General features: G+C 59.0%; 20 protein-coding genes. 12 read left to right on the top strand and 8 right to left on the bottom strand.

Going from position 1 to position 23089, the window contains the following annotated elements:
• The first annotated feature begins 67 nt into the window (after positions 1–67).
• Entirely contained in the window at positions 68–559 is a 492-nt protein-coding gene (locus tag ABJK56_RS16405; RefSeq protein ID WP_347245753.1) for a YkgJ family cysteine cluster protein, read from the top strand.
• A gap of 120 nt (positions 560–679) precedes the next feature.
• Positions 680–2002 carry a histidine--tRNA ligase gene (hisS, locus tag ABJK56_RS16400; RefSeq protein ID WP_347245805.1) on the top strand — a complete coding sequence of 441 codons (1323 nt, stop codon included), beginning with the start codon at positions 680–682 and terminating at the stop codon, positions 2000–2002.
• Positions 2003–2058: 56 nt separating this feature from the next.
• Here the strand turns inward: hisS and ABJK56_RS16395 are convergent, their stop codons facing one another.
• Positions 2059–2625, bottom strand: a complete 567-nt coding sequence (locus ABJK56_RS16395) for an HYExAFE family protein (RefSeq protein ID WP_347245752.1) — start codon at positions 2623–2625, stop codon at positions 2059–2061.
• Positions 2626–2988: 363 nt separating this feature from the next.
• Here ABJK56_RS16395 and ABJK56_RS16390 point away from each other — a divergent pair, with 363 nt between their 5' ends.
• Positions 2989–3501 (top strand): carboxypeptidase-like regulatory domain-containing protein, encoded by a 513-nt coding sequence (locus tag ABJK56_RS16390; RefSeq protein WP_347245751.1) that lies wholly within the window; start codon positions 2989–2991, stop codon positions 3499–3501.
• Between the two features lie 428 nt (positions 3502–3929).
• Positions 3930–5762 (top strand): dihydroxy-acid dehydratase, encoded by a 1833-nt coding sequence (gene ilvD, locus ABJK56_RS16385; RefSeq protein WP_347245750.1) that lies wholly within the window; start codon positions 3930–3932, stop codon positions 5760–5762.
• 84 nt (positions 5763–5846) lie between these two features.
• On the opposite strand, the gene ABJK56_RS16380 is transcribed toward ilvD, so the two are convergent.
• From ABJK56_RS16380 to lpxD, 4 genes are all read right to left on the bottom strand, one after another.
• Positions 5847–6554, bottom strand: coding sequence for an FHA domain-containing protein (locus ABJK56_RS16380; protein ID WP_347245749.1), 708 nt, complete (start codon positions 6552–6554; stop codon positions 5847–5849).
• A gap of 250 nt (positions 6555–6804) precedes the next feature.
• Positions 6805–8265 carry a hypothetical protein gene (locus ABJK56_RS16375; protein WP_347245748.1) on the bottom strand — a complete coding sequence of 487 codons (1461 nt, stop codon included), beginning with the start codon at positions 8263–8265 and terminating at the stop codon, positions 6805–6807.
• 537 nt (positions 8266–8802) lie between these two features.
• Positions 8803–9735 (bottom strand): UDP-2,3-diacylglucosamine diphosphatase LpxI, encoded by a 933-nt coding sequence (gene lpxI / locus ABJK56_RS16370; protein WP_347245747.1) that lies wholly within the window; start codon positions 9733–9735, stop codon positions 8803–8805.
• A 14-nt stretch (positions 9736–9749) separates the two neighbouring features.
• A complete protein-coding gene (gene lpxD, locus ABJK56_RS16365) occupies positions 9750–10808 on the bottom strand; it encodes a UDP-3-O-(3-hydroxymyristoyl)glucosamine N-acyltransferase (RefSeq protein WP_347245746.1) in 1059 nt (352 codons plus the stop codon).
• Positions 10809–11248: 440 nt separating this feature from the next.
• Here lpxD and cysC point away from each other — a divergent pair, with 440 nt between their 5' ends.
• Both cysC and ABJK56_RS16355 read left to right on the top strand, forming a co-directional pair.
• The gene (gene cysC, locus ABJK56_RS16360; protein ID WP_347245745.1) at positions 11249–11914 is read left to right on the top strand and encodes an adenylyl-sulfate kinase; all 666 of its coding nucleotides are present in this window, start codon (positions 11249–11251) and stop codon (positions 11912–11914) included.
• 278 nt (positions 11915–12192) lie between these two features.
• Complete coding sequence (locus ABJK56_RS16355; RefSeq protein ID WP_347245744.1) at positions 12193–12546, top strand: DMT family protein; 354 nt, start codon at positions 12193–12195, stop codon at positions 12544–12546.
• A gap of 85 nt (positions 12547–12631) precedes the next feature.
• On the opposite strand, the gene ABJK56_RS16350 is transcribed toward ABJK56_RS16355, so the two are convergent.
• On the bottom strand, positions 12632–13624 hold the full coding sequence (locus ABJK56_RS16350; protein WP_347245743.1) for a phosphoribosyltransferase family protein: 993 nt from the start codon (positions 13622–13624) through the stop codon (positions 12632–12634).
• A 569-nt stretch (positions 13625–14193) separates the two neighbouring features.
• On the opposite strand from ABJK56_RS16350, the gene ABJK56_RS16345 reads away from it, so the two are divergent.
• The gene (locus ABJK56_RS16345; protein ID WP_347245742.1) at positions 14194–15282 is read left to right on the top strand and encodes a DUF1559 domain-containing protein; all 1089 of its coding nucleotides are present in this window, start codon (positions 14194–14196) and stop codon (positions 15280–15282) included.
• Positions 15283–15716: 434 nt separating this feature from the next.
• Complete coding sequence (locus ABJK56_RS16340) at positions 15717–16031, top strand: hypothetical protein (protein WP_347245741.1); 315 nt, start codon at positions 15717–15719, stop codon at positions 16029–16031.
• Positions 16032–16074: 43 nt separating this feature from the next.
• Here ABJK56_RS16340 and ABJK56_RS16335 read toward each other — a convergent pair whose 3' ends face one another.
• Complete coding sequence (locus tag ABJK56_RS16335; protein ID WP_347245740.1) at positions 16075–17493, bottom strand: sulfatase-like hydrolase/transferase; 1419 nt, start codon at positions 17491–17493, stop codon at positions 16075–16077.
• A 211-nt stretch (positions 17494–17704) separates the two neighbouring features.
• Here ABJK56_RS16335 and ABJK56_RS16330 point away from each other — a divergent pair, with 211 nt between their 5' ends.
• From ABJK56_RS16330 to ABJK56_RS16315, 4 genes are all read left to right on the top strand, one after another.
• Complete coding sequence (locus ABJK56_RS16330; protein ID WP_347245739.1) at positions 17705–18811, top strand: aldo/keto reductase; 1107 nt, start codon at positions 17705–17707, stop codon at positions 18809–18811.
• Between the two features lie 232 nt (positions 18812–19043).
• A complete protein-coding gene (gene thiD, locus ABJK56_RS16325; protein WP_347245738.1) occupies positions 19044–19862 on the top strand; it encodes a bifunctional hydroxymethylpyrimidine kinase/phosphomethylpyrimidine kinase in 819 nt (272 codons plus the stop codon).
• 128 nt (positions 19863–19990) lie between these two features.
• The gene (locus ABJK56_RS16320; protein ID WP_347245737.1) at positions 19991–20221 is read left to right on the top strand and encodes a DUF2905 domain-containing protein; all 231 of its coding nucleotides are present in this window, start codon (positions 19991–19993) and stop codon (positions 20219–20221) included.
• A gap of 39 nt (positions 20222–20260) precedes the next feature.
• The gene (locus ABJK56_RS16315; RefSeq protein ID WP_347245736.1) at positions 20261–21460 is read left to right on the top strand and encodes a glycosyltransferase; all 1200 of its coding nucleotides are present in this window, start codon (positions 20261–20263) and stop codon (positions 21458–21460) included.
• Here ABJK56_RS16315 and ABJK56_RS16310 read toward each other — a convergent pair.
• Positions 21454–22950, bottom strand: a complete 1497-nt coding sequence (locus ABJK56_RS16310) for a hypothetical protein (RefSeq protein ID WP_347245735.1) — start codon at positions 22948–22950, stop codon at positions 21454–21456. The two genes, ABJK56_RS16315 and ABJK56_RS16310, sit on opposite strands and share 7 nt — an antisense overlap.
• Positions 22951–23089: the final 139 nt, after the last annotated feature.

Raw genomic sequence — 23089 nt, 5'->3', positions numbered from 1 at the left:
CTTCAGCGTCCTCAGGGTGTAGGGGGCTGGTCGTGGAAGCGTACACCAAAAAACCACACGATCGGGGATGAACTCGCACAATCGGCAGAAGAATTACTGGCTGACTCGGCGTTCGGCCCCTGTGACGGGCAATGGCCAGCTACGGCGGAAGGACATTCCTGCGGGAGAAACGCTTTGCTTCTACTGCCCAGCCAAGTGCTGTCATTACATCGCTTTGACGATTGATCGCCCCCGCACTTGGGAGGAGTTCGACACAGTTCGCTGGTTCCTCCTTCACGAGCGGACAGCGGTTTTTGTGGACAATGGGCAGTGGTACCTCCTGGTGTTTCTCACCTGCACGAAACTGCAGCCGGACGGCCGCTGCGGGATTTATCCCATTCGCCCGAAAATCTGTCGCGATTACGATACAGATATTTGCGAGTTCGAAGAAAACGCGGTTTACGACCAGTTCTTTGAGCTTCCAGAGCAAGTGGAAGAATACGCGGAGGCGCTCCTCGGACCGCGGGAGGGAGGATCCTTGCGATCTCCCCGGCCGGAACTTCTTCCCGTCCTCCCCTGAGGGAGTCGCCACGCCGTCAGCCATCGACTGGCCGTTCCCGGACGGCGTGAAGCTCGCCCAGCCGGAACGGTTTCGCCGCACGATGTTCCATAGTGGGGTTTTGCCACCATGGCCGAAAAATTGATTCCCCCTCGGACACTGAAAGGTTTTCGCGATTACTTGCCGCAGGCGATGATCCCGCGGGAACGGATTATGGAGATTGCCCGGCGGGTGTACCGTTCCTACGGTTTTGCCCCGATCGACACGCCGGCTTTGGAATATCTGGAAATCCTGGCCGGCAAAGGAGGCGAAGAAACCGACAAGCAGATGTACCGCTTTCAGGACCACGGTGGGCGCTGGGTCGCGCTGCGCTTCGACCTCACTGTTCCGGTCGCCCGCTTCACCGCCCAGCACCTCAATGAACTGGGCATCCCGTTCAAGCGGTACCACATTGCTCCGGTGTGGCGGGGAGAAAACACCCAGCGGGGTCGCTACCGGGAATTTGTGCAGTGCGACTTCGACACGATCGGAACGCGCTCCCTGACCGCCGACATCGAAACAACCCTCGTCATCCACGATCTGCTCCGTGCCATCGGTTTTCACGAGTTTGTCATCCGCATCAACAACCGTAAGCTTCTCAACGGTCTTCTGGAGCGCCAGGGCCTGGCGGACCGTGCGGCGGGGGTTCTGCGGGCACTGGACAAATGGGGCAAAATCGGGACCGAAGGAGTCAAACAGGAGCTTGAGCAAACCGTGGGACTGACCCCCGCTCAGGCCGCGGCGGTCCTGGAATTGACCCAGATCCACGGCGACCATGATGCCGTGCTCGCCCAGGCGGAAAAACTCGTCCAGGGCAGCGTGGTGGGCGAAGAGGGAGTCCACGAACTGCGGGAAGTCCTGCGAGGTGCCACCGCAGGGGGAGTGTCGCCCGGATATCTCGTGCTCGACCTGGCCATTGCCCGCGGTCTCGACTATTACACAGGGACCATTTACGAGACCTATCTGACCGCCCTTCCGGGAATTGGTAGCGTATGTTCCGGTGGTCGGTATGACAATCTTGCGGAACTTTTCACGACGCAGTCCCTCCCCGGAGTAGGGGCCTCTCTGGGGCTCGATCGGCTGCTCGCTGCTATGGAAGAGCTGGGGATGCTGGAGACTGTCAGCACACCCGCCCCCATCCTCCTCGTGTTTTTCGATCCCCAGCGGCGGGACGATTACCTTCGGCTGGCGGCCCAGCTTCGCTCGGCCGGTTTCAACGTCGAGTTCTACCCCGAACCCAAAAAAATCAGCCAGCAACTGAAGTACGCGGATCGCCGCGGGCATCGCGTTGCCCTGGTGATTGGCGAGACCGAATTTGAAAAAAAGGTCTGCCAGGTCAAAGACCTGCGGGCGGGCACGCAGAAAGAGGTCCCTCTCCAACTGACAGCCCTCGCGGAGGCGATCAACGAAATCCTGGCCCGCTGATCGATCCCCCGGGCATCCACGGTGACAGGGTCTGGGCCGGAATTTTGGAGCGGTTCTTAGGACACCGGAGCGAGCAACGCCTGGTGGCAACAGGAGTGGTTATTTTCGAGGAGTCCGAATAACTCCTGGACCGGTCGAGCGACCGCCCGAAAATCGCGGGCCGAGACCGCCAGCGTCTGCCATTGGGGTGAGATCACCCGGCACAACCGCCGATATTCTGGTAATTCCACCCCTAGGAACGCGTAGCGCTCCCCGCGAAACGACACGACCAGCGACTCCTCAACTGGCAACCTTTTCGCCACAATGTGAAAGGCAAACACAAATAGACCGCGAAATCCCTCCCCAAAAAGGGATTCCCACTCAGCCAGGCTTTCCAGATCGTCCCGGGTGGACCAGTTTTTCCAGTACTGGAGGTGCTCTTCACCGGAGGGAAACCGCCTGCCTTTGACGTCGACAAGCCAGGTTGTGGCACCGCGAGGGGCCACCAGGAAATCGAGGCTTTTCAGAGAACGGCCGTCGGTCAGAACGGCCCGGCGGGCCTCGTCCACCGCCACGTAGGGAATAGCGGAATCCCGGAGGAAAGCCTCAAATGCCGCTTCGTAGTGATTCCCGCGCTTCGCCACGCGCCACTTCCTTTTCCTTTTCCCGAGACCTTCTTCCTTCCCCCACAAGCATATGGCGATTCTGCCCAAATTTCAATCCTGATAGAGGAAACTGCCGATGCTGCAAGCACTTTAAGATGCTAAGATCGTGCTCATCAAAAGCACAAAGTGTATTTATGATGTGGTGCTGGGGCACTTTTTTCTAGTCTCATTGTCCAGCGCAAGAAAAAGACTGAAGAGCCGGACGGAGCGGTTCCGATACGCTCTATGTGGATGAAACCAATTTTGTCGGCTGTCCGGTTCATTTCGCTTTTGCACCGCACAACCGGGCCGCAACGCCGGGCAAGGAAAGCACGGATCTGTAACGCATACGGAGTGTGAGCAATGAGACACTGGTGCGTGTTTTTGGGATGCATAATCGCGGTACTTGTGGGAGGTTATCTTTGGGCAGGGGAGACGGCCTCAGCACCCGCACCCCGCGTCATTGACGTGGCGCTTCATGATGGGGGAGTGCTGCTTGGACAGGTCGTCACGCCGGAGGGTCGTCCCATCCCCCAAACCACCGTGGCTGTGGAAAACGGACAGCAGCAGCTTCTGGGAGTGGTGAAAACGGATGATAACGGCCGTTTCGCCATCAAGGGCCTTTCCGGGGGTGTTTATCGTTTGTCAGCGGCTAATGGGACAGGCACCTACCGGCTGTGGAGCCCCCGCACCGCTCCGCCGGGCGCCCAGCAGGCTACCCTGATCGTGGCTGGTCAGGACATTAGTCGCGGTCAGGCCCTGTCCCGAATCGGTCAGTGGATGCGAAACCCCTGGATCGTTGGTGGCGCTATCGCCACAGCGATCGCCGTGCCTGTCGCTGTGGCCGAGCATGAAGAAGGGCCCTCCAGCCCGTGATCACGTTGCCCTGTCACAATTGACGTCCCGACATATCAGAACCAACAACACCAATAGTCAGGGTAGTGCGTTTACACCAGCCCTTACCCGGTTCGACATGCCGACACCTCCCGATCCTACGGACCTTCCGGCCTTGTCGTCCCGCGACAAGGCCGGTGGTCGTTCTTGATGGAAGCCTCCTCACGGGAAATTGCCTCGCTCATCTTCCGCTCCGCCGCCCGATTTAAAAGTTCCATGAATCCCTAGCAGGGGAGATTGCTATTCGTGGCTAAGAGCTCAATCCGGGCGGGGCTGGCTTCCTCCGTGATCGTCGCATAAAATGACGTGCTTTGTTCCGCAGACGAGGCTGTGATTCACTCGAGCGTCCAACAGGACGCTGGTTTCACGCAAGTTGTCTGGCACTTATTGAGTCACCAACGAGGTCAACCATGCGCTCGGATCAAATCAAACTCGGCGCTGCTCGGGCACCCCATCGCAGTTTGCTCCGCGCGACTGGGGTCCAAGATGACGATTTCCGCAAGCCTTTTATCGCTATCTGCAACAGCTACACCGATATCATCCCCGGTCATGTGCATCTTAACGCGGTGGGTGAGTTTATCAAAGAGTGCGTCCGCGAGGCCGGTGGGGTGCCCTTCGTTTTCAATACGATCGGCGTCGATGATGGCATCGCAATGGGCCATACCGGAATGAAGTACTCGCTGCCTAGCCGGGAACTCATCGCCGATTCTGTGGAGACGATGCTCCAAGCACACTGTTTCGACGGGATGATCTGCATCCCGAATTGTGACAAAATTGTGCCCGGGATGCTCATGGCGGCGGTGCGGTGCAACATCCCCACGATCTTTGTGAGCGGCGGTCCGATGGAGGCCGGGCGAGCTCCTGATGGGCGAAAGGTGGACCTCATCGACGTGTTTATCGCGGCGGCAGCACGTCAAGATGGCAAACTGACTGAGGAAGAACTGGCAGAACTGGAACGCCTCGGGTGTCCCACCTGCGGCTCGTGCTCCGGCATGTTCACCGCCAACAGCATGAACTGCCTGTGTGAGGCCCTGGGCATCGCACTTCCCACCAACGGCACGCTCTTGGCCACCAGTGCCGAGCGGAAGCGTCTCTACCGACGCGCGGCCCAACGGATTGTGGAAATGGTGTGGCAGTTCGAAAGATTGGGCCCGGGCCATGGTCTGCTACCGCGGGAAATCATCACCGCGGAGTCGATTGATAACGCCATGGTTCTCGACATGGCGATGGGCGGAAGCACCAACACCGTGCTCCACATCATGGCGGTGGCCAAAGAAGCAGAGATCGATTACGACCTTCGGCGCATCGATGAACTGAGTCGGAAAACCCCCAATATTTGTCGCGTCGCGCCCAGCAGCCACTACCACGTGGAAGACGTACACAATGCCGGGGGTGTTCACACCATCCTGGGTGCCATTGCCCGGGGCCGTCCCGGTCTTTTGCATCTGGATTGCATGACGGTGACGGGAAAGACGCTGGGCGAAAATATCGCCGAGTACGACATCCGTGCGCAGACGGCCAGCGAAGAGGCACTGGAACTTGCAGCGGTCACCGCCGGGGGCCAGCGAAACGTGCCGGGCTTGAGTGTGCCGCGCAAGGCCCGGTCAATTCGGGAACTCACCCCAGAACAACTCGGCTTCGATCCCTATGACTGCATCCGTGAGGTGGAAAATGCCTACAGTCACGAGGGCGGCTTAGCCATCCTCTACGGCAACCTGGCGCCCCGGGGAGCAGTGGTCAAGACGGCAGGCGTTCTCCCCCATATGCTCCGCTTCACTGGCCCGGCGGTCATCTTCGAATCTGAAACCGAGGCCTATCAGGGAATCATCAACGGAAAGGTGAAGGCCGGCGACGTGGTGGTCATCCGCTATGAAGGACCGAGAGGCGGCCCGGGAATGCAGGAGATGCTGGCCCCCACCACCGCCATTAAGGGTGTCAAGCTCGACGACAAGGTGGCCCTTATCACGGACGGTCGGTTCAGCGGAGGAACAGCCGGGGCCTGCATTGGACACGTCAGTCCGGAGGCCGCCGCAGGGGGGCCCATCGCTCTCCTGGAACCCGGGGACCTCATCGAAATTGATATCCCCGCTCGCAAGCTCAACGTCCTGGTCAGTGAAGAAGTCCTCGCCGAACGACGAAAGCGCTGGTCACCACCGCCGCCACGATTCGTCAAAGGCTATCTGGCGAAATACGCCCGGATGGCCACCAGTGCGGACCAGGGCGCCGTGCTCCGCTGGGAGTGAATGCCCGTCGTTTTACACAATTCACCGGCTGTTTCCGGATCGCCCTGCAACGAAAGCTGACCTACGCTCCATACTGAAGCGGCCTCAGAGGGGCGGCTCGCCAATCGCACGGAGGTACTCCGCAAGTCGGGCATACAGGTCCAGCAGGCTCTGCCACTGCCGCTGGTCGAGCGTCACATGCTCGTCGTCGGAGGCCTGATGGACCGTCCCCGTGCGAATGACCCGCCGCAACCGGAGGTGGAAAAACTGTAAAAGTTCCGCTAATTGGGCCATCTGAGCGGGAGACAGATCGGCGGGGAGTTCAGGAGGAATGAGTTCGGCGATGGGCCGCAGACTCTCCGCTTCTTCTTCCCAGTGAAGCTCCGAATCGAGCGACGGCGAATACCAGGACGAGCTCCATTCAGAACTGGGAACCGCTTCCTCCGGCGCCGCCCGGCCTTTCTTCTGACGCTCCTCTTCCAACCTTTTGCGAAGTTCGGCAAGCCGCTGGGCAATTTGCTGCCGGGATCCCACCAGAATCACCGTCTTGCCGAGCGTGATGAGATCGCCGGGCCGAATCTCCGCCACCTGGACAGGCTCTCCATTGACCCGCGTGCCGTTTGTACTGGCCAGATCGGTGAGGACAATCCGATTGCGGTCTTCCTGAATCTTCAGATGAAACCGGCTCACCCGCTCGTCGCTGAGCCGCACCACATTCCCTTCTTCCCGCCCCACGGTGATGGGGGTTGGCAGATCTTCATACACCCGGCCGCGATCCACTCCGTCCACGATACGAAGTGTCACCAAGGCCATGGTCGTTACCTTTTTGGAGATAAAGGTGGTCCCTTACCGACCACCAAACCGTGCTTAAGTTTTGCGATTTGCGGTCACCTGCCGCCCGACGACGGCAAGAACAGATACGCCAGCCGTCCCAAAGCCACCGCACTCCAGCATGTTCCATTCTAAGCCGTCTTGGCTTGACAAAAAAAGCACCCCAACGACGGCGCCTAGCGCCGCCGTCAGTTCCTGGATCGAGGTAAGCGAACACCTCCGAAAAGCCCATTCACCACGCCTGCCGCAAAGGTAGTTGCGGTGCAGGAGGTGGCAGAACCGCTGGGGAGCCGCTCGGCAAAACGGTCGCCTGAGGGGTGGCCCACGACGGAACGGAGCTGGTGCGCGACGTAAAAGGATCAGAAGCGGGAGGTGGGGAAGCACGGAAAACGCCTGGGCGAGGCTGCCCTCCAGGCGGCAAAAGGGCCGCGCGGCCTTGCACCCCCTTGGGGGCCGTCACGTCTGACCACCACTTCTTGACCCGGTCCCACACAGAAGGCCTGGCCCCTGGGCTGGCAGAGCTCGCTCCGACAGTTCCAGGATAAGGTGGCAACTGCAATTGTGACCCCGGTGAGGAAGGCCAGGCGGGTGGAGAGACGTGAGCCGATGGGCCGGTAGCCACCGTTCCGGAAGCGGTGGCCGAGAGATTTGTCGCGGAAGCGCCCCAGCCTCCGGAGAAGGTGTTTGGGAAGGGGGAATCGGAAGTGCCGCTCGCTCCAAAGGGAAGGCCCGGCACACCTGTCCCAGCACTTTTTGAGGCTGGAACCGCTGGTGTTTGGACAGCGGGTGTCGCGGTGAGTGGGGGCGGCACGAGTGTGGGTGAACTTCCAGATGGCGGAAGTGCATAGGGTACAGCATACGCCGACCATCCCTGCGCGGCCAGAGGGTTCCCACCGGAGGTCGTGGAAGGTCTAGGCGAACCCGGAGAGGAAATCACTGTGGCTGATCCGCTACCGCCACCCCAACTTGGAGACGTTGCCGGGGCACCCGGCCCGGCGATCACGGTCCCGGACGGCGCGCTGGAACTGGGTGGGCCTTGGAGAGCGTTCGCCGGAGGTTTTCCCCAAAGCGAATTCCACCATCGAGCAAACGGTGAAGGCTCGGCACTTCGATTGCGGTTGAAGAGACGAGGCAGCGAAATGCCTAGGAACGGACGCGGCTGCTCCTGAAGAGGAGGCACCGGGGCCGGTGTTCCGTAGGGATAGGGAACAACCGAGGGGGAATACACTGTCCCCGGCGGCACAATTGTCGGTGTGGAAATGCCGGAAGAAAGGGGCACAGCATTCCGCGGAGCTGTTATCACAGCCGGTGGTACTTCCACCTTGCGCGCGGAACCTGTGTCGCTGGGCCGTGAATGGTCCGCTGCGGCTGCGAATGGTGCCCGGCCTGCGGCCTGACCCTTGGCAAACCATCCGTCGGACTCGGCGCTCGACGACACTGAACCGCTGCGGTTGTCCCCGACTTTGCGCTGAATCTCTGCGGATTGGTACGCCCTGGGTAAATCGTCGCGGGAATCGGCAGTGGCCGGGCCAGCTCCCAGATCAGCTTCGCTAGGGGCAAAGAGGACGGGCCCGTTGTCAGAAGCCCAGGCGCAGGGCTTGCCATCGGGATGGCTCGCCGCCAACGCAGCCAGCGAAAGAATTGTCAACAAAACAGCAAAAGTGGGGACGGCAGAAGTTTCTTTCGGACGCATCGCATGCTTCTCGCCCGGAATGTGGCGAGCGAGCCGCTACCTCCCTGCGCGACTGGCCACCGTTATGGATAGGCCGTCACGTCCTTTCGGGGCCTTCCCCGGACGGCCAGAAATCGCCCACACACCACCCTCTCCTGCGATCTCGGCGGAATGTCCCAAGGAACTTGGAGCAAATGTCCTCCAGCGCTCCAGCCGCTATCTCCCGATCACTTTGCCCTGACGGAAAAAGGAAACCTGGATATGGCCGCCGCAGTATGGACACCTCAAACGGGTCACCGAGAGTCGATGAAGCTCGCAGAGGAAGACTCGCGGGATTCTCACAGCCCTTCCGGCGGGACCGGCTTGTCAGGTTCGCATTGGGATGGCGGCTCATTGACGCCGATTCATTGATCACCACACGCGTGATCCTCCGCAGGAAAGCAATCGGCTATCTCGGACATGTGGGAGGGCAATTGCGAGGGTCCCAGGCCCGACGACGCACCCGGGAAAGGCCGGGGGCACGAGAAGTGTTCGCACCTGCCGGCCGTTGGCCGCCTGCTAACCGACCGCTGCGATGTCGCGTTCCGTCACAGCCACCACGTGAATCCGGTCGCGGAGCGCTAGCTCCAGCACGCGATCGGGATCGAGAAGAATCGTCTTTTCCGCCTCGACGGCCAGAATAGCCCCTTTTGCCGCGGCGAGGACCTCGAGCGTGTTTGTCCCCACCGTGGGGACGTCGAAGCGCATGTCCTGCTGGGGCTTAGCGACTTTGACCACGGTGAATCCGCCCGAGGCACACAGTTCCCCGGCCCGGCGTATGCAGGCGTCTGTTCCCTCGATGGCCTCAACCGCCAGAACGGCCTGGTTTTTGACGACCACCGTCTGGCCGATGTCGAGACGCCCCATTTCTTTGGCAACTTGCCAGCCAAATGCGATGTCTTTCCACTGGGCCCGCGTCAAATGCCCCGGTGTGAGTGGCCCCGGGCCAACGAGGACATCGGGCAAATAGGCTGTGGCGGGTCGGACGGTGATCCCGGCACGCTCGATTTCACGGCACACGGTGGTCAGAAGCGTATCGTCCCGATTGTCCCGAGAACGAAACAAGAAATGCGGCCCAAACGCCCGCACACCGCCCCAATCCGGAAAATGGTGCAGCCACATCCACGGTCGAAAGAGTGTCACTTTGTGAATTTTCCCGGCCAGCGTGGCTTCTCGTACGCCCCAGGTGCGGAGCAGATGCAAAGACCGCCCGACTTGACCGAGCCCAATCCAGGCAAACTTTGTACACCATTGAGCCAGGACCGGATCGGCATGGTCCCTGACCGCCAGGCAGCAGACCTCGTACCCGCGTGCCTGGAGATGCTGAGCGAGGAGGAGAGGATACCGTCCCCAGCCGGCTATGAGTCCAATCCGTGTGGGCCGGGGCCGGGATTGGACCGTGACAGCGTCCCTGGAGCTGATAGGGCGGATGGTGGCGCGTCCGCCTCCCATAGGTGAGTTCTCCTTCACGCGGCTTCCTTGGACTGATCAGACTGATCAAGCCGGGCCACCAGCCGACGAAGGGTCTCCTGAATTTCTTTAAGCTGCCGCCGCATCTCCGGCAGTTTGGCGAATGCCGCCTGCTTGAGCATCTGTTCCCGTTCCGGAGTGGCAGGGATTCCCACGAATCGCGCATTGGGAGGTACATCATTGATGACCCCCGCCATGGCCCCCAGCACCGCCCCGTCCCCGATATGAACATGGTCCCGGACACCCACCTGTCCAGCCATGACCACGTAGTCACCGGTCGTTGTACTGCCGGCGATTCCCACCTGCGCGCAGATCAGATTATGCCGGCCGATACGGCAGTTATGCCCGATCATTACGAGATTGTCGATCTTCGTACCCTCGCCGATTGTGGTGGAACCGTAGGTGCCCCGATCGATCGTGGTGTTGGCTCCGATCTCTACATCGTCGCCCAGCACGACATTCCCAAACTGGCTCGAAAGGACATGCCTGCCATCTTCGCAGCAATATCCAAACCCGTAAGCCCCCAGCACAGCCCCCGCATGGATGATGCAGCGGTCTCCCACCACGGTATTCTCGTAAAGGACCGCATTGGGAAAAATCGTGACCTGACGTCCGATCTTGCAGCCGGCCAGAATTCGCACACCGGAGTGAATCGTGGACCCTTCCCCGATTTCCACATCATCGCCGATCACCGCGAGCGGGTGAATTTCTACGTCAGGACCGAGCCGCGCGGTTGGGCTGATAATGGCTTGCGGATGAACGCCTTTCCGCTCGTTCTCCCGAGGGGGTCGAAAGAACCGCACGATGAGACTGAATGCCCGGTGGACGTCTTCTACCCGAATAATGGGAAAAGGAGCGGCTTCCACCTTGCGGGGAACCACGGCTGCGGCAATTTCATTTGGGAGAATTTTAGACAACCGTTCCGGACGGTCGATAAGCGTGATCTGACGGGGCCCCGCCTGCCCGAGTGGGGCAGCACCCTCAATAATCATATCTGCCGGGCCGATGAGGTCCCCTCCAACGAGGGCGCTGAGTTCACCCAGGGTGGTCGGCATACGGCGTCCTTTCCGTTGCTCTCGGGTCGAATCGTTGTCTGCCGGGGCTCGTTCCCCGCACCGTTGAGTGATTGATATGCTATCTCAAAACCCGCTCGGCCGGCAAGATCAACTCGGCCGCAGCGCCGGGAAAGTCAACACTTAAGCCCATCAAGGGTGGAATTCGCGTTCCAAATCCTTCCGCCCGACCCGGGGATCGAAAAAAGCTTTCCGTTCGGCTATTTGGCATCTTTCCTAAATTGATCGATTCCCTCATAATAAGTGTTTTTAGTTGCCCGTCCTTAGGGTTCTTAGTAGGTTGGGTAAAACAGGAAAAATCGAAAAACAAGAAACGGACAGTGGCCCGATTTTGGGTTGGAGGCTGGGCCAGAATCGGGCGTGAAGCACTCAGTGAACGAAGGTTCAAACCAGAACTTACGCGGAACAACAAGAGGAAACCTATGAGCACAGGTGAGGCCAAGGTCTTCTGGCACGAACATGCGGTCACGCGGGAAGAGCGGGAAAGATTGAACGGCCACAAGGGCTGTGTGCTTTGGTTTACGGGCTTAAGCGGCTCTGGGAAAAGCACCCTCGCCAACCTCGTGGACCATCGGCTCTATTCACTCGGCTACCATAGCTTCGTCCTCGACGGCGACAACATCCGCCACGGTCTGAACGCCAGCCCCGCCATGCTCCGGGAACGGCACGGCGAAGAATTTGCCAAGCGATTCGGCCTGGGATTTTCACCCCAGGATCGGGAAGAGAACATCCGTCGAATCGGAGCGGTCGCCAAGCTCTTCTGCGAGGCGGGCATCATCGCCATCACTGCCTTTATCAGTCCCTACCGAATTGACCGTGATCGGGTGCGGGCTACCATGAACCCGGGGGATTTCATCGAGATCTTTGTGGATGCTCCCCTTGAGGTCTGCGAAGCGCGGGACCCCAAGGGGCTCTACAAAAAGGCCAGAGCTGGGGAGATCAAGGGCTTCACGGGGATTGACGATCCCTACGAACCGCCACTCAATCCCGAGATCCACCTCGATGCCGCGCGCCATTCTCCGGAAGAACTGGCTGACATCGTCCTAGATTATCTGAGAAGGCACGGCATCATCCCCGCCGACAGATAAAACCGCAAACTATGGCGCTTTCGTGGACTGGATCCGCCAATGACGCCGCTGCGCCGTAACTCTTGAAATTTTTGGAAGATACGACATATCTGTTTCGCCCTTGATTCCGTTCGATTCGAGTGGTAGGATTGTGCTGATCATCCTTCCCGCAGGTGCCTCTTCAACAACCCTGCCGAGAAGGGCGAGTCTGCCCTGATGATCCTTAACACAGGTCTTCAATGTTGGTGATTTTCTGCGCATTCGGATAGCTGGTTTCTGGTGAGGCGAAAACGACATTTATGGAGAAGCTGCTGCCCATCTTTCTGTTGATCGGTTCCAACATCTTCATGACGTACGCCTGGTACGGACATCTCAAAGATCTCAAGAATGCCCCCATTTTCCTGGCCATTGTGGCGAGTTGGGCGGTGGCATTCTTCGAGTACTGCCTGCAAGTACCTGCGAATCGTATCGGCAGCCGGTATTACTCGCTGCCGGAACTAAAGGTGATGCAGGAGGTGATCACGATGGCCGTTTTCGCGGCTTTTTCGACTTTCTACATGCGGCAACCCGTCAACTGGAACTACGCGATCGCCGGGGTTTGCCTGGTGGTGGCGGCATTTTTCATGTTCCGCGGAATCACCCACGGCGCGTGAGTCTTCGCCCAACCTTCTGGAGCTGCTGCATTAGGCCCCCCGTCCGAGGCGGCGGGCTTAGTCTCTCTACCACGTGTTTTTCTAACTACCGGGTGTGCTCAGGCTCAAAATCGGCTGTCGCTGGTGTTTGCCCTCGACCCAGGACGGCCACGAAGACTTCCTGGGCACCAGCCTCGAGAAGAACCTTGGCCGCTTCGTGACAGGTCGCGCCGGTCGTGAGCACGTCATCCACTAGCAACACCCGACGGCCGGCCAGCCGGGGATGAACACTCGGCGAACGCCGTGGTTGTTCTCTCCTCTGCTTGTCGGTGTCGTCCGCTCGGTGAAGCTTCTCTTTTTGACGGAGATCGCCCGCACCGGGAACCCGCTTACGCGTCCAAACCATGATGATCCGGTCCCAAGGCGTGAATACCACGGAAAATGCCCCGCGGACGTTTTTCCATCGCTGGGCTGGCTTAAGCGAGGACTGCGGCAGAGTTGGCCGCATGCGGTAGAGGACATGTTTTCCTGTGGGAATCCCCAGAAAATCTGCCAGGACGTCAGCGAGGATCTCCGGGCTATTCATCTGTCGCTGACGTTTGCGCCGCCTGTGCATGGGGATCGGAACCACGCAATCCGGTGCCAATTCGCGAAGTTGCGTCCCTCTCTGGCACCAGAACACGCGGGCCATGGCCTGGGCAAGCCGTTTCCCATGGGGCTGTTTCATCGCAGTGATCACCGCGCGAAGAGGCCCCCAATACGGCCCCAATGAGACTGTTCTCGTAAAGGCAAACTTTTGCCGATGACACCACGAGCAACCGTGAGGCAGCAGATTGGCCGCGTCGGCCCTTCCTCCACATCGCGGACACGCCTTCCAGGCCGGAAACGACAACTGGGCAAGACACGCCGGACAAAGCAAATTGCTCGCACCCCGTCGCGGTGGCGCTCCCCACTCCCAAAGGGCTTCGTAGAAGCGATCTGGATAGGCCCGCACGTGCCCTTCAAAGACCCAATCCCACCCGGGAGGCTCCGCGTCCCAGAACACGGGCTCACCGCACGCCGCACACAGTGGCGGAAAAAGGATGTTCAGAAGTGACATGGCATTCCGAGGGCTCGCGACACAGGCGGAGCAAGGCCCCCTGCCGGAGAACCTTCAACTTTTGTCAACCAACCGCAACGCGTGCACCTTTTTTGGTGTGACCATCCTCACATCCTATCCTACTGTGCGAGATACAGCCCGCCAGAGAGAACTCCAAGGTGAAGAGCGACGGGTTGCTCGACGTCCAGCCATTGAATAGCCCAAATGGGTATTTGCCCAACTTCTCATGGAAACATGCTCAATTTCTGAGCAAAAAACCGCGATGTCTACTCCTGAAAACGCCAAGGTGTTGCAAGTTATCTTCGGACAATACGTTAGGGAGAACATCAAATCTCGAAAGCCGTTGGCACACGAAATGCTTCATGCTGACACATCCATCGCGACTCATAATTAAAAAAATGAGCTGAGCATGCAGAATAACGAGTTGCACAAGATAAGTCTGCCAAAATCTTGACAGTGTTTTTGTCCGCTTGTAGAATGGCCCCAGCCGTGCGAAACGGAAAAAAGGGGGGCCTAGTTTCGCAGTGAGAGTTCTTAGTCGCTCGTCTTCTGAGTCGAGGAGGTGCGCTATGTATCGCAAGGGTTTTACTCTCGTCGAATTGCTCGTGGTGATTGCCATCATCGGGATTTTGATTGCGCTTCTTCTTCCAGCGGTGCAGGCTGCGCGGGAGGCAGCGCGACGAAGTGACTGCTCGAATCATCTTAAGCAGCTTGGCTTGGCCCTGCACAATTATCACGACGCTCACAAAGTCTTCTGTGCATTCAACGCCGGGACGACAGGGTGCGTGTGGCCTAATCATTACGAGTGCAACTACGGTTACATGTCGGGGTGGGTATCGCTCTTGCCGTACTACGAGGAGACTGCCCGATGGCAACAAGTGTCGTCACCCATGACGGTGGGCGGCCAGTATTATCCTGCGTTTGGTCCGTATGCCTACGAAGACTCTGGAAGAGGTTGGCCACCGATTCAGGGCCAGGTATCGCTTTTGCTTTGTCCGTCGGACGGACCAGCGCATCAATTGCCCGCTCCGACCCGCCAGGGTTTCACCAACTACCACTTGAGTTTCGGTGATAAGATTTACAACAACTATTTAGCCACCAATCCTCGGTCCCCCTTTGGGCGCCTCACGTGGCGGGGATTCCAGGATATCACAGATGGTTCGTCAAACACGATTGCCGCTTCCGAAGCGCTTGTTGGGGCGGTCGCCAATCGCTCCCGCTTTGTTAAAGGTGGTGTCGCCGCCATGCAAAGCGGACTGAGCCAGAGTCCCATCACCTGCTACACCCGGGTGGATCCCAACGACCGCAACCTGCTCACAGGGACCGTCTGGGCGACACGTGGACGCTACTGGGCCGAGGGACATGCCCACGTCCAAGGCATCACGACAGTTTTGCCTCCGAATGCACCCTCCTGCGCTTGTGGCGAAGCTCAGTATTGCTATTGGGGCGTCTATCCACCCAACAGCAATCATCCTGGCGGCGTCAACGTGCTGATGTGCGATGCTTCGGTTAGATTCGTCAGCGAAACCATTGACACTGGGAATCTGTCTGCACCGGAGCCCGACGGCATCAGCGGATTTGTGCAAATGAGAAGCCCGTATGGCGTTTGGGGGGCGCTTGGGTCGATGGCGTCGGGGGAAACCATTCCCAGCTTCTAAGCAACTTCCGCACCGGCGTAGCCCCCTGGTTAATTGCCGCGGCTTGTGCACGCAGCGGCCCGAAAAACCTTGCGGTCAAAAGGTGTGATATTAATAACGCCTCATGCAAATGAGGCCGCGCATAGGCAACTCGGTCAATGACACGGCAGATATCTTTGCCAAGACACAAAGATATTCGAAAGATATTCGAGCGTGTCACATCTTTTTGGCGCTGGGCTGCGATTAAGCGCTACCCGGTTCGCGGTATCTGGAAAAGTTGGGGAGCTGGAGAAATGTCTTGTCGGCGTTCTGCGTTCTCAGGTGCGACGGTTGTCTCCGCTCTGATGATGGTAACTCTTGTCGTATCGGGGTGCGGGAAGAAATCTCCTCTCCCAACGGTGAAAACGAGTGGACAGGTCATGTATAAGGGCCAACCGGTGTCCGAGGCTTCCGTCATGCTCGTGCCGCAGGAAGGGCAGCGGGCGGCGGTGGGAAAAACGGACAGTCAAGGGAGGTTTGTGCTGACCACCCTCACTGCGGGCGATGGTGCGATGCCGGGCAAATATAAAATCGTGATCACCAAGACCGCCGCCGTGGAGGCCGCCGCCGACGCCGCTGAAATGCCAGACATCACAAAAGAGCAAGCCATTGTGAAGCCCGCTGCCGCGGCAATACCGGCTAAATACTCTAACCCTAACACGACACCACTCGAATGCACGATCCCGCAATCGGGACAGCATGACCTCGGCGTGCTGGAGTTGAAAGACTAAAAAAACAAAAAGAACGGCAAACGACGTTGGGACAATCTTTCCCCTACCGTGGACTGGCTGTCGTCGATGGGGGTATTTCCCCAGGGCCTAAGCCGCGTTCGTCCCGCCACGGAACATCTTTGACTGACTGGATATGCTCCTCCAGGAGCTGCACCATCTCCCGAAACAGTTCCGGGCGGCTCGTTCGCAAATCGTTCTTCTCGTAAGGATCGGTGGCCAGGTCGTACAGCTCATCCGGTGGCTGCTTTCCCTTTTGCGGTGCTGGCCGAATGAGCTTATAATCTCCGCGCCGCGCGGCATAGCTGAACACACCCCCTTCCAACCGAACCCAGAACAGGTCTCGCGCTGGAAGGCGATTCTTTTCTCCTTTCCAGATTGGAAGCAGCGTCACACCGGAGCGGCCCTCCGGCGTGGCCACACCTGCTGCATCGAGGATACTGGCGAACAGGTCCATGGTCAGGGCCACCGCGTCACTCTGCGTGCCCGGGGAAATCTGCCCCGGCCAGCGAACCACCATCGGCACCCGAATACCGCCTTCATACATTGTCCCTTTGCCGGCACGATACGGGCCATTACGAGCCCCCACATCAAGCTGGCCACCATTGTCACTGGTGAAAATGACGAGTGTTTCTTCGGCCAGGCCAGTTTTATCCAAAGTATTCAGGACCTCACCAACACCCCAGTCCAAATGTTCGATGAATGCCGCTAGTTTGGCCCGGCGCTCCGGCGCGTCGGGATGGCGCTGGCGGTATCGGTCCAGCCATTCCTCCGGTGGCTGGATGGGAACATGCGGTGCGTTATACGCAAGGTAGAGGAAAAACGGTTGGCCCTGCCGGGCTGAATCCGCGCGGGACTCGATATATTCACAGGCCCAGCGGGTAAAAAGCTCCGTGGCATGGCCGACGGGATCAATCTCGACCTCGTTTTCCCGCATGTAATTGATGCCGTGCCGGCGATGGTTGAAATAGTCGTCCATCATGTCGCCCAAAAAACCGTGAAAAAACGCGAATCCCCGGGCGGTGGGGATGTTGGGACGATCGAGGCCCAAATGCCACTTTCCCACCAGTGCGGTATGATATCCGCCGCGCGCCAAAATTGCGGGAAGCAGTTCCACCTGCGGATTGAGATAACCCCAGGAATTGTTACTGTGTGTGCGGATGACACCCGGCACGCCCACCGCATCCGGATAGCAGCCTGTCAGAAGCGAGGCCCGGGTGGGCGAACACACAGGGCAGTTGGCGTAAAAATTGACCATCCGCATACCTTCCCGGGCGAGGCGGTCCACGTGAGGCGTTTCCAGGTCCGCAGCCCCAAAGCACCCTAGGTCACCCCAGCCCAAATCATCCACCAGAATGACGATGACGTTGGGATGTTTTTTCGCCTCTGCCCAAAGAATGCGATTGCCGAGAATGACTCCCAACACAAAAAACGCGATCAACCCAATTCGCATGCACCTGGTCACTGCTGCGCTCCTTGGCTGGAGAGGTCCAAGTCACTTCTGTCGATGGCGAAACCGAGGCTCTTGCACCGCCGAGTGCTCGATTGACATTTGGCCAACGCGTGTATTACTATACCAGGCGTCTGGGACAAAGTGATACCGTGTGACATCGGATTCTCACTTTGAAGCGCAAAGGTGCGTGGGAAGTGACCACTCATTGGGGAGGGACTGGACGATGGCACTCGAACTCAATCGGCGCGAATTTGTCCAGGGGACCGTCGCAGCGGCCGCCAGCACCGCTCTGGGGTTGCAGGGGACATTCACGGTGAGGGCCGGCAATCCCGAGAATGTGGATACCAGCAAAATCCTCAATTACAACCCCGATATGGAGTACCGCCGCTGCGGAAAGACGAATCTGATGATCTCCGCTGTGTGTCTCGGGGGACACTGGAAACGTCTCAACCAGGTTGTCCCGAGTTCCTTTCAGGGAGGAAACTGGCTGGGCGCAGCACTGGACGATCCAGACTTCCAGAAAAATCGCTACGATGTGGTCACCCGCTGCATCGAACGCGGCATTAATTACATTGATGCGTGCACCGGCCAGGAAGTCTTGGCGTATGCCCGGGCACTGAAAGGCCGCCGCGACAAGATGTACCTCGGCTATTCCTGGTATCAGCGGGAAGTTCGCTTTGCCGAGTGGCGAACCCTCGAGAAACTCAAGCAGAGTCTTGACATGGGTCTGAAAGAGGCCGGCCTGGACTACGTCGACATCTGGCGGATCACCTGTCACGAGCAGAGTAGCCGTCACACGGAGGCCGAAATCGAGGCCGTGATTGCCGCCTTGGAATGGGCCAAAAAGACGGGTCGGGCCCGATTCACGGGCATCTCGTCCCACGATCGTCCCCATATCAAAATGCTGCTCGAAAAATATCCCCAGCAATTAGAAGTGATCTGCACACCTTACACCGCCAAGACGAAGGTGGTCACCGACGAAACCGGTTTGTGGGCAACGATCCAAAAGATGGACGTGGGTTGGTTCGGCATCAAGCCGTTCGCGAGCGGTTCCCTGTTCAAAGGCAACAGCTCACCAGACAGCCCGTATCGTGAGGAGGATGATCGCATCGCCCGATTGACCATCCGCTACATCCTTTTCAACCCTGCGATCACGGCTCCCATTCCGGGGATGATCACTCCCGAACAGGTTGATAACGTGGCGCTGGCCGTCAAAGAGCGTCGCGAACTCGATCAGCATGAAAAAGCCCTTTTGGAACGCGAAATGGACCGCGTCTGGGCAGAGCTGCCGTATCATTACCGCTGGCTCAAGGACTGGGAATACGTCTAGGACGAACGTCTCGGATTCTGAATTCTTCCGATCTTGCGACTCCTGGTGTGCAGGGGTGATCGATCAGTTGTAGCGCCCCATACCGGTGGCCTGGCGGTGGCGGTACTTCTCGTTTCGGGAACCAAAGTGGATCAACTCTGCGCGGGGGAACCCTTGACTCGGCCCTGTCGCTGGACTCTCTTTATAAAGTACGCGGTATTTCGGAACATAACTTGAGAAACAGGAGCACAAGGTGACGACAAGTTTCCCAAATATTCCAGTGGCCGTGACGGTGGCCGGGTCGGATTCCTCGGGAGGGGCCGGCCTCCAGGCGGATTTGAAGACGTTCCATCATTTTGGCGTTTATGGTGCGAGCGTGGTGACGCTCCTGACGGCGCAGAATAGCCGTGGGGTATGGGCTGTCCAAACAGTCGAACCGCAGTTTGTCCTTGCTCAGTGGGATGCTGTCACAGAAGAACTTCTCCCGCAGGCGGTCAAGACGGGCGCGTTGGGCACGCCGGAGATCATCCACGCGGTGGCCGACCGCCTTCAGGCACTCTCCTGTCCGTTGGTTGTCGATCCCGTCATTCTCAGTAAGAGCGGCAGTCCGCTCCTCGATGAGGACGGTGTGCGCGCGATGCGGGACCTTCTCTTTCCTCTCGCGACATTGCTCACGCCGAACCTGCGGGAAGCGGAATTGCTCACCGGAACAAGCATCTCCGATTTGCGGACCCTGGAGAAGGCCGCAGCTATCATCGCCCAATGGGGCTCCCGGCACGTCTTGGTCAAAGGACCCGGCGTCGATGGCGAAGCCGTGGACGTGCTCTTTTCCGACGGCCGCTTCGTGTGGTTCCATCGTGAACTTGTTCCCCAGGCACAAACACACGGTTCCGGCTGCGTGTTTTCAGCAGCCATCACAGCACTGCTCGCTCAGGGGAAAGAACTGGTGGAAGCGATCGACGTGGCGAAAAGTTACGTCACGCAGGCCCTTCAGCAGGCGGCCGCCGTGGCCAGCGGCTTCCAGCCCATGAATCTTCACGTGCCGATTCCTCCCGGAGAGCGCCGGGCATAAACTCAAAGAAGGATGAGCCGAAGAGCGGCCCGGCGGGTACAGGAGAACAACAGCGTTTGACGTGCCGTGGTCATCTTCCTGTCACTCAGCTCTACCGTTCCATAAAGGCTTTATGAGGAGATCAGCCGATGGACCTCTCATCAGTGGGAAAGATGCTAATTCTGCTGGGCCTGGTGGTGATGGTCCTTGGTGGGATTCTCTGGCTGCTTCATTTTGTACCTTTGCAGGTGGGACGATTGCCAGGCGATATCCACATCCGGGGCGAACGATGGTCGTTTTATTTTCCCATCACAACCTGCATTCTCTTGAGCATCGTGCTCACCATCGTGCTCAACGTGGTGCTTCGGCTCATGCGGTGAGTTTCTAAAGGTATTGGTCATCGAGGATAACCCGTTCCTTTGGCAGCCCGGTACCACACGACCGAAATTGCCCAGATGGTGCAATCCCACCTGAAAGGCGTTCCCGCGCCAACACAAGGTTCCCGGCGGATTTTGCTTTTCTCGACGCAAATCACATGGGGAGGCGGCGAGGAGCAGCTTCGCCTGCTCGCCGAAGGCTTGGTGGCTTCAGACTGGAGGGTGCTTACCGTGGCACCTGCCCAGAGCCGCTTGGCCCAATACCTTGAGGAAGCGGCCCAAACTGTGCAAATGCTCCGCGGCCGCGGACGAGGCCCTCGGAATTGGTGGCAGATTCGACGAACCCTGCGAGATTTTCGCCCCCACGTCCTGTGGATGAATGATCCCCACGCCATTCTCCACGGGCTTGTGGCCGCCATTGGACTGCGGTTGATCCGCGTGGGCGCCCGGCGGACGATTTTCCCCCTTCGCTCCGGACGGCTTTATCGATGGGGTCTCCATTGCGTGGTGTGCCCCTCGCGGGCTTCGGCGGCGGCATGTCAGGCAGCAGGAATCCCCCAGTCGCGGATCGCCGTGATCCATGACGGAGTAGATCCTAAACGCCTGGCAACCGCCAACAAACAGCGCGGACGGGAGAAGCTCCGGAATCTGCTCAACCTGTCACCGGCAGTTGATTCCGCGGTTTTCGTCGTCCACGTAGGAAAGCTCACACCCGCCAAAGGGCAGGAAGATCTTCTGGAAGCCTTCGCGGATTTGGCGGCTGAGTTCCCACAAAGCTTTCTCGTGTTGGTCGGCGAAGGCGAACAACGTCCAGTTCTGGAAGCTCGCATCCATTCGCTGGGTTTGGACAGTCGAGCAGTGCTGGCAGGTTTTCGCGAGGACGCCCTCGAGCTTATGGCGGGGGCTGATCTCTTCGTGTTTCCATCCCGTCAGGAAGGTCTGGGCGGCGCAGTGATGGAAGCCCTCTTTCTGGGACTGCCCGTCATCGCCTCCACAGCAGGTGGAATCCCCGAGTTATTCGAGGGGCTGGAAGATATTTCTTCCGTCGTCCGCCTGGTACAGCCGGGCGATGTTCCCGCTTTACGGGAAGCGCTAGCCCAATTGCTCCGATTGGAGCCTCGCCTTCGTCATCGCTGGGGCGAACTCGCTGGAGCCTACGCCCGTGAGCATTTCACCGCATCGCGAATGGTAGAGCAAACGGCAGCGCTTTTGGACCGTCTGGTAACAGGAAACGCTCACTGACTGGCCCTCAGCGCGAGCTGGGCATACCGCTGGGGATTCTGTCGAAACCGAGCCAGCGACTGAATGCCGGAAAACATATAAAGACGCCCATCATACACCACGCAGTGCTCGATCTTGCCATCCACCCGAACGCCCTGGTCGAAAAACACCACGGGGTCTTTACCGTCCAGAACGGGAGCATACCGTTCCGGATTCGTTTGAAACTTGCGCTTTTGAGCAGCACCGGCACAGTAGTAGACCTGCCCGCGATGTTCCACTGCGAACCGTTCTTCACCTTTCATCCAGGTTTCGTTTTCCACCAACTCGACCGGACAATAGCCGCCCAGAGCGGGCGTTGTAGAATGGAGTGGGCTTTCCGGGGCAGAAGCGGTCGGGCGGGCTGGAGCCACGCCTGGCGAAGGACTTCCACTCGCCGTGACATAACCGGCCGGTGAGATCGACTGCGTTGGCGAGGAATCCTCGGCCCATACTGTGTCGGACACAGCCGGCGGGGAGTTCACGGATGCCGCTACCGGAAAGCCAGGCGGAGAAGGCTGGGGTTCGGGCAAAAACTGACTCTGCGGAAGAGGGGTGGTGGAAGGCCCTAATATTCGCCCGGGAAGAGCCGGCACGCGACTCACGGCCAGCTTATCCGGAGTGGGATCAATCCTTGGGCTTGGGTTCGGCGTAAGCGCTGTGGTAACTGTTGGGTTTTTGACCACAAGAGGCGCACCCGGCGTGACATTCGCAAGAGGAGTTGAAGTCCTTTGCGATGGAAGCAGGATCTGTGTAGTGGCTGGTGGCAGGAGCGCTGTTTCGCCACTGGCCGGAATTCGCGCGGAGAGGGCCGGTCCGTCGGGAAGCATGACTGATGAATTACCGTCCGAAGAACCGCTCGGCGTCGGCGGCACTGCCGGGGCCGGGGCAGGGGAAGGGGGCGCTCCCTGCGGGACGGGAACCGGTGGCTGCGCTCCCGAGCTGGGCAATCCTTGCGACTGCGGCGGCGGTGGAGTCGGAGGAGGTTCCGTTTGGAACGGGGAACCGGGAGGAAGATTGGCCTCATTCATGGGCGCGGGCACCCCCGTCCCTCCCGGTGGAATATGTTGGTTTTGCATTTCGCCCGGCCCAACTCTGCCGGGAAGATCAGGAGGAGGAACTGCCGGCTCCAGAGGAGCTGGTTCGGGAAACGCCTGCCCGGGCTTGGGAATAATGGGTTCCAACTTCTCGTGGGGTAGAACGGGCGGAGTTTCCCCGGCAGGCCGCTTGATCGGCTCCGCACCGATCGATTGCGGAAAATGAATGTCCGGCCGAGTTTCCCCTGGCCAGGGCCGCCACCGCGTGGGATAGTGGCCAAAGAATTGGACATTGGCCTGGCAGGTTGGACACCCGTAAACGGTTTGCGCGAACGCCTTTGCCCCAGGACCAGATGTCAAAGCAGCCACAACGCAAATAACCTTCGCTGATCGCAAAAGCATCCCTCTCCGCTCCATTTTCCCATCCATCCGTGTCATGGGTGTTTGTTTCTCCATCTGCTATTCGCTAAGAGAGCAACCCAATCGGTGGTTTTTTCAAACGCATGCGGTTTGCCCGTAATTTCACACCTCAGAATCCGATGCGGTTGCGGTTAAATCCACGGCCCATGGTCTGCAG

It is taken from the genome of Thermogutta sp. (genome assembly GCF_039793925.1).
In the GTDB taxonomy this organism is placed as follows: domain Bacteria; phylum Planctomycetota; class Planctomycetia; order Pirellulales; family Thermoguttaceae; genus Thermogutta.
The sequence above is the reverse complement of the archived record's forward strand: the minus strand, read 5'-3'. Positions and strand labels throughout refer to the sequence as shown.